Below are 12,588 nucleotides of genomic sequence, written 5' to 3' on the forward strand. Positions count from 1 at the left end.
TTGTTAATGGGGGCCGGGGCCGCTATCTGGAAGTGTTGCGACCCCGGCCTGGCTACATCTGTAGACCATGACAACGGCACTTCGGCAAGACGCGAGCACCGTCAAGCCAGTAAAGTGAAAGATGACCAGGCCACGTCGAGGCGACAGCCGGACGAGTACCGGGCGATCGCTTGGTTGGAAGAGGAGAACTGTGTCGTATAGCGCCAGCAGCGAGTTCACCGATCTGGTGAGCGCCAAACTTGCCCTCATTGAGGACGAGCTGGGTCGTCAGGCCGGCGCTGACACCCCCTTCGTGACTGAGGCGGCCAACCACATCATTTCTGCCGGTGGCAAGAGGTTCCGCCCGCTGCTGGTGGTGTTGTGCTCCCAGTTTGGTGACGCGGTGAACGACGCCGACCTGGTGCGTGCCGCTGTTGTCATGGAACTCACCCACGTTGCCTCGCTGTATCACGATGACGTTATGGACGAGGCGTCTAGGCGTCGCGGTGCCCCTTCAGCGAACCTGCGGTGGGGCAACTCGGTGGCCATCATGGTGGGCGACTACCTGTTCTCGAAGGCTTCCCTGGCCGTAGCGGAGTTGGGAGTCGACTTCGTTAAGTTGCAGGCCCGAACGTTCTCCCGCCTGGTACAGGGGCAGATTGCCGAGACCCGTGGTCCTTCGCAGGGGCAAGATCCGTTGGCCCACTACCTCAAGGTCGTTGCCGATAAGACGGGGTCACTCATTGCAGCCTCTGCTGTCTTTGGGGCGATGGTCTCCCATGCGTCCGCCGAGAACGTCGCCGCCTTGGAGCAGTTTGGCGAGGACATCGGGGAGGTATTCCAGCTTGCCGATGACCTCATTGACATCACGTCGACGGTGACTGGCAAGACCCCAGGTACTGACCTGCGCGAGAAGGTTCCGACCTTGCCGACCCTTTTGCTGCGCGCTTCTGACGATCCGGCGGACGCCGAGCTTAAGGAGATGCTCGATGCTGATCTGTCCGATGACGCCGTGCTGTCTGATGTATTGGACAAGCTGCGCCCCAACCACGTTATCGACGAGGCTCGTGTCGAGATTCAGCGCCGGGCGGACCGCGCCCGTACCCACTTGACTCCGCTGCCTGACGGGGATGCCAAGCAGGCTCTTGAGGCGCTGTGCGACGAGGTGGTTTCTCGCTCGTCCTGACGCCACGTTCGAAACTACTAAGGAGACATTGTGTCCCGTCGTCTTGACCTCATCGGCATCGGCCCCGGCAACCCGGATTGGCTGACTTTGGCGGCTGTTGACGCCATCCAGCACCTCGACGTCCTCTTTGTCGTCCTCAAGGAGCACGACGTCGATGATCTCGTCGAGTTCCGCCGTGAGGTGCTGCGTCGTCACCGCCCCGACGCCGACTTCGATGGGTTGCACATCGTCGAGTTGCAGGATCCGCCGCGTCCATGGAAGACCGCCGAGAACTACAAAGCGGCCGTCGCCAAGTGGCGTCGCCAGCGACTCGATCAGTGGACCCATGCCGTCGCTGACAACCTTGCCGACGGTGAACGCGGTGGATTTCTGGTGTGGGGTGACCCGGGCCTGTTCGAGTCCACTCTCGCCATCGTCAAGAAACTCATCGCTGCCGTTGACGCTGACGGGGGTGTGCCGATTGAGCTCAACGTCATTCCTGGTATTTCGAGTTCGCTGTCCCTGGCGTCGCGTCACCAGATTCCGCTCAATCGGCAAGGCCGCGCGCTGCAGATCTCGCCTGCCCGGTTGCTGGCCAACGGGATGCCGGAGGGTGTTGACGATGTGATCGTCATGCTTGACGGGCGTCAGACTTTTAGCCTCATTGATCCCACAGATATCGATATCTACTGGGCGGCCTACATCGGCACTCCCGACGAGATTCTCATCAGTGGGGACCTTGCTGAGGTTCGCGAGGAGATCCGGAGCGCTCGTGCCGACGCTGAGAAGCGTTTAGGGTGGGTGTTCGATACGTATCTGCTGCGTCGTCGCTGAAGTCCAGTCATTGTGACCGAGTACTCACGGTCACAATGACTGGACTTCAGCCCGCTCTCGGCGCTGGATTCGGTTGCGGCACAATTGTGGGCATGGATTCTTTGCGCCCTCGCCGTTCTGTTTTATTCATGCCCGGCGCCAATGCCAGGGCGCTGGAGAAGGCCCGCAGCATCGACTGCGACGGCATCATTATTGATTTAGAAGACGCGGTGGCCCCCGATCTCAAGGTTGAGGCCCGTGAGCGCGCGGCTGGCGTTGTGAAAGAGCATCCGTACGGCTACCGGGAGGTTGCCATCCGTGTCAACGGGATGGACACCCAGTGGTATCACGATGATCTCGCTGCCGCTGTTGCCGCTGGCCCGGACGCTATCGCTGTCCCCAAGGTCGGCTCTGCCGAGCACGTGCACGCTATTGTCGCTGACATGGAGGCCGCCGGGGCCGATGAGAGCGTCAAATTATGGGCCATGATCGAGACCCCACGGGCGGTGCTGGATTGCCTTGACATCGCGGAGGCCTCCGACCGTCTGACGGTGCTCATCATGGGCACTAACGACCTGACTAAGGAGCTGCGCGCGTCTCACGTGGCTGGCCGCGCCCCGGTGGTGACGGCGCTGCAGATGTGCATGCTGGCGGCTCGGGCAGCCGGTACCGCCATTCTGGATGGGGTCTACAACGACGTCCGCGATGTTGAGGGATTCACCTCCCAGTGCCGTGAGGCCCAGCTCATGGGATTCGACGGCAAGACGCTCATTCACCCCGGCCAGGTCGGCCCGGCCAACGAGGTCTTCGCCCCCGACGCTGAGGAGGTCGCCGAGGCTCGCGGCATCATCGACGCATGGGAGAACGGCAACGGTTCGGGCGTCGTGACCTACCAGGGCCGCATGATTGAGAACCTTCACGTCGATACTGCTCGTCGAGCCCTGGCGATGGCTGAGGCGATCGAGGCACGAGGGTGATGTGAGATCGTGGCCGTCAGCGGTGGTGCATGAGGGACGCCAGAACGGTGTTGCCATCTGTTGATGGCGGGATGAGGAATACCGCGTGTGCCACGTAGATCCATCCGATCACCCTCACGGTGCTCCTCGCTTCAGACGGAAGACCACCACCGATGAGCAAGGTAAGAGCACCCAACGCGACGCACGCTAGGGGGCCGGCAGCCGCATTGACCGCGATTGCTCGCGGGGATGAGCTACCGCGAACGATAAGGGAGATTCGCAGCAGGGTCGACTCCCAGCGAGCTTCGGCATCCGGAGATGTGACCGACAAGGCCAACCAGTGGCCGATCTCATGGATGAGGTAGGACCCAAGGACGCCGACCACAACGATCACGAAGGCGTTGGTGAATAAGACGGGATCGCTGTGCGAGAGGATGCAGAACACCCAACCAAAAACCAGAATGGACACGGGAATGCTCCCCGCCACGGCTACGTGATGGCATAAGGGCCACGGACGCACGTGACGGGCAGATGCCCAAGTTGGTGGTTCAGTGGAGCAGCGACTCACGGTATGTTTTGAGCTTGATGACGATGAAAGACACCAGCAAGGTGAAGGCGAAGATCACTGCGGCGACCGCCCCCAGGCGAGGCAGGGACGCCACTCCCATCGTCGCCTTGACAGTATTGTGAGAGTGCTCCACAGACGATTGAAAGTAGACCGAGCCGAAGAGCCCAGTCAGGTGAGCTGACTCGTTGTCGTGTACCGAAAACATCAGGATGAGGATGGTTCCGGTGGCCAGCGCTAGTGTGGCAATAATCGTGATGATCAGGCTTGTCAGGTAGACCTTGGGGTTCTTCATCGGGCTGCCTTCCGTTGATCAGAAATGGTGATGATGCTGTGGGTGATGAGCAAGACTGCGCTGACGATACCCAGGCCAATGGATGCCGTGGCAGGAAGGTGGAGGATTCCACAGAACACTACGAGTACCGTTCCGATAGCCAGCATGATCGCGCAACCCAGCAGGATCGACAGGGGATTGTCGTCACGAGCTGGAATAAAAATCCCAACAGCAATGGTGATGAGGGCTGATCCGCATACTCCCGCCACAGCGAGGGCTGTGGAGTGGGCTGGGTGGCCAGTGAATACGTCGATCAGCACTGCCACTACAAGCATTGGGGAGACGAGGGCGTATTGTGCTGCGAGCATCCGGAGATAAAAGCGGGATGCTGGTAGCCGCGGTTCGAAGGTGCGGAAGGTCGGTGCCAGGGTGGCGAACTGGAAGAATCCACCAATGGTCATGGGTTCCGCCCCCCACACTGACGACGGACTGGCGATTCTGGTTGCCAGAAGTATGACGAATCCTGCCGAGAGCACCGCGGCTTGCAGGCTGTATCGGCTGCGGAAGAGAGCTTGGAATTGGGGTGCCGCGTTGCGGAAGCGATTGCTGATGCCTGCGAGGGGAAACATCACGAAGCGATGCCGTACATCCAACGGTGATGTCGGCAATACCATGACAGGTAGGAGACTCAGCACGAGCAGAACGACGAAGCAACCGATCACCGCGGGAGCGCCGTAGTGCAAGCCGATGTCGTGGAAGACGAGGCTCCAGACGGTAAATGGCTCTGGTGTGGAGGTGATGGCAGCTAGCATTGTGGGCATCGACCGCCACAGTGCGAGGACGACGAAGAAGAGAACCACGGCAAGGATCGGCTGGCGGGCGGGGCCCAATGGGGTGCGGGCGAGTGCCAGGTCGCAGCATCGATGGGACATTTCCAGCACCGTATAGGTGGCGGTGGCTGGCATCACAACGCACATTGTCAATCCTGGGATGGCTGAGATGCCGAAGTTCACCAGGGTCGAGACGCTGGTGGCGAACATCCCGATGATGACGATGAGCAGGGTGGTAGCTCCATCGAGGACCCCCACAGCGCGCTGTCGCTCCCGGTTCGTGATGGGAAGGTGGTGGGTGATGGCCATCATGGTGCCGGCGTCAGCCATGAGCACCTTGACGATGAGGAAGGCAGCTGCGGTCCACACCACCGAGGACAGGGAACTGACGGTCAGGACAAGATCTCGGGTTGTTGCTTCGCCTGCCCCATCATGGGTGAGGATCACCGCGAGAATGGTCGCGGTGAGAAGGAAAAGCATGACGCAAGCGAAGGCACCGAGACGGGCGGCACGTGACTTGAGGACCCCCTTTCCAACGACGACACGGACCAGGTACGCCCCCATGAAGCGCATGATGGTCATGGTCCGTGAAAGGTTCTCACGGAGGCGGGTTCGAGGCGCCGGTGTGACGGTGATTCGGCCTTGCGTGGGTGAAGTCTTTCCCGCACTGGCTACCCAGATGGTGTCAGTCTCGGTCATCCCAGCCCCATATACCCAACGATGAGGTCACGGATGGTGGCATGTCGGGCGCGCAATTGGTCGACGGCGGAGAACTCGACCATATTCCCATAGTCGAGCATGGCGACGTGGGTTGCGCAGCGGTCCAGCATGGCGAAATCGTGGCTGCAGATGATCTGGGTACCGCCTTGCCGGATGTGGTTGAAAAGGGCGTCCTCGATCGTCATCTGGGCCTCGATGTCGATGCCGTTGAGCGACTCGTCGATGATGATCACGGGGGAGTGGGCAAGGAGCGCAGCTGCGATTTGGGTTTTCTTGAGCATGCCGTGGGAATAGCTCTCCATAAGATCGTCATGGCGACCCGCCATTCCCAGACGTTCGAAGATGTCAGCGGTCGCACCACGCAGACGTGGTTTCCCGAGAACCGATGGGGACCTCAGAGACAGGGTGTACGAGATGAATTCCGCCCCGGTGAGGAATTGCGGTAGGTGATCGTTGTCGGCGCAGTAGGAGATCGCCCTGCACGCGATTCGGGAACCGCAGGGGTAGCCGAGGACATTGGTCGTCGCCGTCTTCGGGGCAGCGAGGATGCCCTGCAAGATCTTGCACAGCGTGGACTTTCCCGATCCGTTGGGGCCAATGAGCGCAAGGCAAGATCCTTGGGTTATTGCCAGAGTGACATTGTTGAGGACCGGCTTGTCAGAGTAGTAGAAATCCAAATCCTTGATCTCGATGACGGGCTCGTGACAAGAAAACGGACCCTCGAACTTCGATGTACTCGCGAGGACTGGCCCCCTCGCGGGGAGGGGAGTCGGTCGGCATCATCGGATGGACGCATTAGCGTGCACACTCCATAGATATGGAGATGCCGTACTTCACCCATTTCCAGTGGCCGGTGAACTTCCCGTGCTGGTTGACGACGCACCAGATGGCCATACCAGCAAGGAGGGTGGCACCCAGCCCGATGAGCACCGCGATGAACACGAGCCACCAGGCGTCGTGACGGAGGAGGGCGCAATCGAACTTGTTTTTGAGAATCTCGGTGGTGGACTGCAAGGCAAAGGCTTGTGATTCGGGCATGATGCGATCTTTCCTAATGTTGAATATCGTGTCGTGCGGTCTCGCCGTGGCTGCAGAGTAACTCCTACGTGGGTCACAGGTTGCGAGTGTTTTCGATGTTTTTCTGTTGACTTCGTCACATCAGGGCACAGCTGTTAGCCCAGTTTCAATGCCGGCTTGACAAGCATGTTCACCGTTGACGTTGTCAAGATCGTCGGGTTGAGCCTGTTGCGTCATAGTGTTCGCAATGTGTCTTTCCAGCGATTCTTGGTGGGGATAGCAGCCATCTTGCTTCTCCTGCCCACTGCGTGCTTTCGACAAGATGATGCGCAGGCACCCGTTGTCGATAACCTCGGTACGGTCTTCAGCCCCTCGAACTCTCTCATTCGCGAGCCGACGAACTCGTCAGCCACTGGGACGCTCAAGAGCACATATGAGTACCTCCGGCTCATCGACGGTCACGATCTACCCGACGACGATGGCTACGCTCATGATCATCTGGTCGCGGCTTTGCGCCCGTATTTGGTGAATGGTGGAGACAGTCGGCAGGCCCACGTCAACCAACTCATGGCGGCGTCATCCCTGAAAACCCTCAACGCGTTGTCCGACAAGGAGAGATCAGAGGTCGACAAACGTACCCGCCTGCCGAAGGGCTGCATCACGAGAAAGACGGTGATGACGGATCTGCCCATCGCGACGATGAGGCGGGAGATCGGCCTGTCCAACGACGGGTTGTGCCTCACACCGTGGAAGGTCAAGACGACTTCTTCCGAGGAAGCTCGGTGGGCGATGCAGGCGCTGGCCAGTGCCGACCTATTCAGCAATGCTAAGGACGCCGAGAAATGGGGGTGGGAGTCGATCTCGGACGGGTATTTGCGCCATCTCGAGACCTACAGTGGCCCGAGTACGACTATCGCGATGGCCTTGTCGGCGGCGAATACCGTCTCTACATTGTCTCGTTCCCAGTTGCAACGCATCGGCGACAGTCTCGCGGATGCGCCATGTCCGAGGAAGGACCTTGGTCCGGCGCTCATTCGCAATGGAAAGCCGGTCAAGGACAAGTGCAGTATCGAATCGGCGTACCTGTTGAGGTATTCCGGGAATTGGGCGTGGTGACATGACGGTTTCTTGGCAAGGTGTGACCAAGACATTCCCCTCGGGCGATTCCGCGCGTGGGGGGTGCACGATTCATTGCGCCGATGCGACTGTTGACGCAGGTCAGGCATGTCTCATTAAGGGAGCATCCGGTCAGGGTAAGTCGACCATGATGGCCATGATCGGTGGCCTGCTTCCAGTGACGAGCGGGCACATCACCATTGCTCATGGTCATGGCGACCGTGATCCTGAGCAGGCTCGCCGTGAGGGGCTGGTTGCCTACGCCTTCCAGTACCCATTCCTCACCCCGTACTTCACTGTCTGGGAGAACGTCGCTCTGTGCGCCGAAGCCGAGATCGCGTATCAGTTGCTGGCCTCTTGCGGCATGGCTGACCTGGCCAATCAGCAGGCCAGCACGTTGTCCGGTGGGCAGCAGCAGCGGGTGGCCGTCGTCCGGGCTGTGGCGTCGCGGCCCGCAGTCTTGCTGGCAGATGAGCCGACGGCATCCCTTGACGACGACAATCGGTGGGCCGTGGAGAAACTGCTTCAGGACTACCTGGATGACGGAGGAACGATCATCATGGCATCGCACCAACCGATCGACCTTCCACATCTGAGCGTCACGGTGGAGGCGACACGATGAGCATGTCAGCATCGCGTCACGCCTGGGTGTCCTTGCGACGCTCCAGCTTGCCCCGACAGCGCTGGTTCATCATCGTCCTGGCCTTGCTGGGAGGATGCGCTCTAGCAATGAACACCATCGTCGCAGGCCATGTTCGTGACCAGATTGACGCCGCTGACGCGGGCAAGAGACTCAACTATGTTGTTGTTGACAGTACGGGGCGTGGGTCTAGTGGCCCGATTAACGCGGCAGCTCGCCGGCAGATGATGGGCATGGACCATGTGGCGAAGGTCTACGAGTGGTCGCAGGCTGGACTGCTCTGCGACGACGACAATGGGCTTCCGCAGATCGTATGGGCCACGGCACAGATTCCCGATGTTCCTCCCGCCGCGGTGGCCTTTGACGGCCCCACCAGGCCAGTGCGGCCAGGGGAAGTCATCGTGCCAGATGCGGTAAACGGTCATGATCTCAAAGCTTTGCTGGGGACGACGATCAATGTGTCGTACCAGCGCAAGACGAAGGCATCTGAAGCTGAGGCTGTCCCGACGAAGCTCAAGGTTGTTGGCCTTTACGACTCCAGCCGTCCGAACAATGACGGTCCCGATACGGTCTACGTTAATGTTGACGACGCCAAGAATTGGGAGGCTGCCAACGCAGGGATGTCCCCTCAAGCGTTTGATAAGCAGGGCGTGTCGAGGGCCTATGTCGAGGCTGATTCGCGCGCCCACGTCGCTGACGTCCATCGGCAGCTAAGCCAGGCAGGATTTTCCGCAACCAGCCAGGCTGATGTGGTCGGATACGCCGATCAGATGACCTCTGATGTCCAGCGGATGCAGACGATCCTCATCGTCGTCATCTGTGTGGCGGCATTGGTGCTTGGGGTCAGTGTTGGCTCGACGATCTCGCGTCAGCGGGGGTCTCAGATTGCAGTATTTAAGGCTTTCGGCCGCTCGGGGGAGTGGATTCTCGGTTGCCTTGAAATGGAGGCCCTTTTTATTGGTGTGGTGATGGCGCTGGGAATTGTCATCGTCGGGCTGGTGCTGTGTGGTGTAGCGATGGCGTTGACGGCTGTTGGGGTGAACTTGGGGCCGGTGGCGATGTCCCCGGTGCCGTTGGCTGATGTGCTGGAGCAAGGAGCGTGGTTCCCTCTGGTCCTTCTTGCTGCCGTACCGCTGGGGTGCTTGCCGCGCACTATTGTTTCAGTGAAGACTCACAAGCCTTACGAGTTGCTGCGCGAATAGTGACCATGACGATGTGACCTGAGCAAAAGAAATGCCCCCGAGTTGGTGGGACTCGGGGGCATTATCATCACCAGATGGTGACCCGCTTCTCGGGAGCCAGCCACATCGGGTCGTCCTCGGTCACCCCGAAGGCTTCGTGGAAGGCGTCGATGTTGCGGACGATCTGGTTGCACCGGAACTCGGTGGGCGAGTGTGGGTCTGTGGCGATTTGAGTGCGTAGGGCCTCGTCGCGCTGTTTCTCGCGCCAGATCCGGGCGTAGGACAGGAAGAATCGCTGCTGCCACGGCACATCGTCGATCGGCTCGGGCTCAGTTCCCGCAAAAGAAATCTGCAGGGCTTTGAAAGCGATTCCCGCTCCGCCGAGGTCGCCGATGTTCTCGCCTATTGTCAGTGATCCGTTGACGTGTGGGCCGTCCGGTTGTAGTTGCAGCGGCACAAGGGCGTCATACTGGCTGATGAGACCCTTGGTGCGTTCCTCGAAGGCGGTGCGATCCTCAGCGGTCCACCAGTCACGCAGTCTGCCTGCACCGTCGCAGGTCGAGCCCTGGTCGTCGAAACCGTGACCGATCTCGTGACCGATGACGGCCCCGATCCTGCCGTAGTTGACGGCGTCGTCGGCCTCGACGTCGAAGAATGGCGGCTGCAGGATGGCTGCTGGGAAGACGATCTCGTTGCGCAATGGGTGGTAGTAGGCATTGACCGTCTGCGGGAACATGAGCCACTCGTCGGGATCCATGGGGCCCGAGAGTTTCTCAATGGTGCGGTCGAGTTGGAATGAATTGCAGGCTAGAACGGCGTCGACCAGGCTTCCGTCAGGTAGCCGGAGTCCCGAGAAATCGCGCCAATGTTCCGGGTAGCCGATCTTCGGGCGGAAGGCCGAGAGCTTGTCAAGGGCTTCAGCTCGGGTCGACTCGCTCATCCATGTCAGTGTCGAGATGGACTGACGATATGCCGCCAGCAGGTTGGCGACGAGGTTGTCCATTCGCTCTTTGGCTGCTGGAGGGAAGTGCCTGGCGACATAAAGTTTGCCGACGGCCTCGCCCATGGCCGATTCAACGAAGGAGACGCCGCGCTTCCATCGAGCCTTGAGCGCAGGGGTGCCGTTGAGGACACGACCGTAAAAGTCGAAGTTCTCATCGACGAAGGCTGAGCTGAGATAGGAGGCCAGGGAAGATATGGCGTGCCAGCGTGCCCACGACTTCCACTGGTCAAGGCGTTCGTCGACGAGCATTCCCTCGACCCCATCGAAGAAGGATGGCTGGTTGTCGATGACGGTGGCCAGGACTTCGACGGGGATGCGAGCACCTTGGCGCCATTGCTCGAGGTGCAGGCCAGGATGTGTCGAGGCCAGGTCGTCAAAGGTCTTGGGGTTAAAGGCTGCTTTCATATCTCGGCAGTGGACCTGATCCCAGTGGTGGGACGCGATTTCGGTTTCTAGATCCATGACGGCCTGAGCCTGGTCGGCGGCGTTGTCCAGCCCGGCCAGGGTGAGCATCCGGGTGACGTGGCTCACATACGCCTCGCGGACCTCAGCCTTGTCGTCGTCACGGTAATAGGCCTCGTCGGGCAGGCCTAGTCCAGCCTGACCCATCCACGGTACGTAACGAGTGGGATCGGCGGGATCCGACTCCTCGGCAAGGTAGAACAAGGCGCCGAGGGATTCGCGGTAGTGCTGGCCTAGCAATGTCATGAACTCCGATATCGTTGTCACGCGATCGATGCGTGCCAAGATCGGCGTCAAGGGGATCGTGCCGACGGCTTCGACGGCGGCAGAGTCCATGAATCGGCGGTACAGCTCGGCCATAAGGTTGACTTCGTGGTCAGTTGACGCGCTGGCCGCTTGCCGCAACTCGTGGGCGTCGCCGGAGGTCAGTTCCTCAAGGATGTCGTGAACGGCGGCCTCGGAGTTGTCACGCAATACCCGGAACGATCCGGTGCTCGCCTGATCGTTGGGGATGGTCGTTGTTGATAGCCACGACCCGTTGACGTGGCGGAAGAGGTCATCAGCTGGGCGGACGTCGGGGTCCCGGTCCTGGAAGGATGCGGTCATAGGTCCACCCTATCCGGCGCGCTAGCCATGCATTTCCGCCTATCACAGCTTCGGCCACTACTCGGCGTTCCGTCTCAGGAAGGTGCGACGACCGTCAGGCCGCAGTCGCGTGCCGCTGATTGCAACCGCTGGTCGTAGATGGCTAGTGCATTGACTTGGAGGTCGAAGGCAGTGGCTGAGATGTCGAGATACCAACGAGTCATCGTTTGCCGCGTAGGTCGTTGAGGACAGTCTCGCTGTCGATCGCAGTTGTGGTCAGATCGCTGGTATCGAAAATTGACTCTTGGCGGGCGGGCTTGGTTGCTCGGCGACCGCCTGCATAGAGCGTCAGCTGGGTGACGGGAAGCCCTCGACGCGCGACGATCAGGACTTCCCCAGCCTCAACATGGAGAGCAAAATTTCCGGAGCTTAGGCGGCGCTGATGATGAGACCGTTAAGGGGTGCGCGCCGGTACTGCTTATCAATGGTGCTTTTAGGAGTGATCATCTTTGCTTCTCGATAGCGGGTAGTCTCCGAATTTTGATCTAGTTCTCACGAGCGTCTGGCTATAAGCGGAGCATGACCATCTTTACTAGAGAAAGCTTTACTACTACTCTCAGCGAGAATCATGCCCGCCGGTCAAGTCCTCAACGTCCTAGATCAACGATCCAAACTATTCAAACCTCAAAGAAAAAAATTATCTGCATGGCGTTAAACACATAAAAGGACACCGCCACGGATGTGAATAGTGCGATTGCTGTGGCCGCGCCCATCTTGATGAGAAAGTGGCTACCGTTCTCCTTGAGGGTAATGTCTACCGTGCCAAGAATCCACCCTATCAGGGAGAACACCGCGAGAAGAATAAGATAGTATATGAGGGTTTCCTTGCCGTTGATGAACCTCAGAGTTGTCAGGAAACGCTCGATGGAGCCCATGAGTACACCGGCAAGGCTCGACATGACGGCAGTGATGGCCTTAACTCTGCGTTTTTGTTTCGTTATATCGTCGCAGTCGACGGCGGTTCGCTGCCACAGTCCGGTAAGCCACCCAGCCACAGGAAAAATAGGCGACATGACGAGTTCAGGTGGACAGAGCTCAGTATCTTGTTCTGTGAGGAGTAGAGATATGAGGTATCCCAAGACCACGAGCGCCCAGACAGCTCCAACGATGGCTCCGATGATGAGGCCGTTGAGGGGTGCGTGGCGGTATTGCTCTTCAACCGTGTTTTTGTGGGTGGTCGTTGCTGCCTCTTTAGTAGCGGTATAGAAGATCATAGGCGTCC

The 12,588-nt window shown here is 59.5% G+C and carries 14 protein-coding genes and 1 pseudogene; 7 read left to right on the plus strand and 8 right to left on the minus strand.

What is annotated here, in order from left to right:
- Nucleotides 1-6: 6 nt before the first annotated feature.
- The 4 genes from ACOYO3_RS02355 (at nucleotide 7) to ACOYO3_RS02370 (ending at nucleotide 2,934) form a co-directional block, all read left to right on the plus strand.
- On the plus strand, nucleotides 7-201 hold the full coding sequence (locus ACOYO3_RS02355) for a hypothetical protein (protein WP_002519593.1): 195 nt from the start codon (nucleotides 7-9) through the stop codon (nucleotides 199-201).
- Complete coding sequence (locus ACOYO3_RS02360; protein ID WP_002524505.1) at nucleotides 191-1,165, plus strand: polyprenyl synthetase family protein; 975 nt, start codon at nucleotides 191-193, stop codon at nucleotides 1,163-1,165. The genes ACOYO3_RS02355 and ACOYO3_RS02360 overlap by 11 nt, the downstream gene beginning before the upstream one ends.
- Before the next feature lie 30 nt (nucleotides 1,166-1,195).
- On the plus strand, nucleotides 1,196-1,978 hold the full coding sequence (gene cobF, locus ACOYO3_RS02365; RefSeq protein ID WP_002524506.1) for a precorrin-6A synthase (deacetylating): 783 nt from the start codon (nucleotides 1,196-1,198) through the stop codon (nucleotides 1,976-1,978).
- Nucleotides 1,979-2,070: 92 nt separating this feature from the next.
- The gene (locus ACOYO3_RS02370) at nucleotides 2,071-2,934 is read left to right on the plus strand and encodes an HpcH/HpaI aldolase/citrate lyase family protein (protein ID WP_254926945.1); all 864 of its coding nucleotides are present in this window, start codon (nucleotides 2,071-2,073) and stop codon (nucleotides 2,932-2,934) included.
- Nucleotides 2,935-2,950: 16 nt separating this feature from the next.
- Here the strand turns inward: ACOYO3_RS02370 and ACOYO3_RS02375 are convergent, their stop codons facing one another.
- The 5 genes and pseudogenes from ACOYO3_RS02375 to ACOYO3_RS02395 form a co-directional block, all read right to left on the minus strand.
- Nucleotides 2,951-3,400 carry a hypothetical protein gene (locus tag ACOYO3_RS02375; RefSeq protein ID WP_002519595.1) on the minus strand — a complete coding sequence of 150 codons (450 nt, stop codon included), beginning with the start codon at nucleotides 3,398-3,400 and terminating at the stop codon, nucleotides 2,951-2,953.
- A gap of 61 nt (nucleotides 3,401-3,461) precedes the next feature.
- A complete protein-coding gene (locus ACOYO3_RS02380) occupies nucleotides 3,462-3,773 on the minus strand; it encodes a hypothetical protein (RefSeq protein ID WP_002515372.1) in 312 nt (103 codons plus the stop codon).
- Complete coding sequence (locus tag ACOYO3_RS02385) at nucleotides 3,770-5,164, minus strand: hypothetical protein (RefSeq protein ID WP_002524507.1); 1,395 nt, start codon at nucleotides 5,162-5,164, stop codon at nucleotides 3,770-3,772. The genes ACOYO3_RS02380 and ACOYO3_RS02385 overlap by 4 nt, the downstream gene beginning before the upstream one ends.
- Before the next feature lie 113 nt (nucleotides 5,165-5,277).
- Nucleotides 5,278-6,098 (minus strand): annotated as a pseudogene (locus ACOYO3_RS02390) (ATP-binding cassette domain-containing protein).
- On the minus strand, nucleotides 6,098-6,340 hold the full coding sequence (locus ACOYO3_RS02395; RefSeq protein WP_002515413.1) for a hypothetical protein: 243 nt from the start codon (nucleotides 6,338-6,340) through the stop codon (nucleotides 6,098-6,100). The pseudogene ACOYO3_RS02390 and the gene ACOYO3_RS02395 overlap by 1 nt, the downstream one beginning before the upstream one ends.
- 165 nt (nucleotides 6,341-6,505) lie before the next feature.
- Here ACOYO3_RS02395 and ACOYO3_RS02400 point away from each other — a divergent pair, with 165 nt between their 5' ends.
- The 3 genes from ACOYO3_RS02400 to ACOYO3_RS02410 are packed head-to-tail and all read left to right on the plus strand — an operon-like array spanning nucleotide 6,506 to nucleotide 9,277.
- The gene (locus ACOYO3_RS02400) at nucleotides 6,506-7,435 is read left to right on the plus strand and encodes a hypothetical protein (protein ID WP_002515381.1); all 930 of its coding nucleotides are present in this window, start codon (nucleotides 6,506-6,508) and stop codon (nucleotides 7,433-7,435) included.
- 1 nt (nucleotide 7,436) lies between these two features.
- Nucleotides 7,437-8,057 carry an ABC transporter ATP-binding protein gene (locus ACOYO3_RS02405; protein WP_002515382.1) on the plus strand — a complete coding sequence of 207 codons (621 nt, stop codon included), beginning with the start codon at nucleotides 7,437-7,439 and terminating at the stop codon, nucleotides 8,055-8,057.
- On the plus strand, nucleotides 8,054-9,277 hold the full coding sequence (locus tag ACOYO3_RS02410) for an ABC transporter permease (protein ID WP_002518015.1): 1,224 nt from the start codon (nucleotides 8,054-8,056) through the stop codon (nucleotides 9,275-9,277). The genes ACOYO3_RS02405 and ACOYO3_RS02410 overlap by 4 nt, the downstream gene beginning before the upstream one ends.
- A 67-nt stretch (nucleotides 9,278-9,344) precedes the next feature.
- Here the strand turns inward: ACOYO3_RS02410 and ACOYO3_RS02415 are convergent, their stop codons facing one another.
- The 3 genes from ACOYO3_RS02415 to ACOYO3_RS02425 form a co-directional block, all read right to left on the minus strand.
- The gene (locus tag ACOYO3_RS02415; RefSeq protein WP_002518028.1) at nucleotides 9,345-11,327 is read right to left on the minus strand and encodes a M13 family metallopeptidase; all 1,983 of its coding nucleotides are present in this window, start codon (nucleotides 11,325-11,327) and stop codon (nucleotides 9,345-9,347) included.
- A gap of 74 nt (nucleotides 11,328-11,401) precedes the next feature.
- Entirely contained in the window at nucleotides 11,402-11,530 is a 129-nt protein-coding gene (locus ACOYO3_RS02420; RefSeq protein ID WP_002515415.1) for a hypothetical protein, read from the minus strand.
- A gap of 453 nt (nucleotides 11,531-11,983) precedes the next feature.
- Nucleotides 11,984-12,580 (minus strand): hypothetical protein, encoded by a 597-nt coding sequence (locus ACOYO3_RS02425; protein ID WP_002519598.1) that lies wholly within the window; start codon nucleotides 12,578-12,580, stop codon nucleotides 11,984-11,986.
- Nucleotides 12,581-12,588 lie beyond the last annotated feature (8 nt).

This window comes from Cutibacterium sp. KBN10P07758 (assembly GCF_050286205.1).
Classification (GTDB): domain Bacteria; phylum Actinomycetota; class Actinomycetes; order Propionibacteriales; family Propionibacteriaceae; genus Cutibacterium; species Cutibacterium acnes.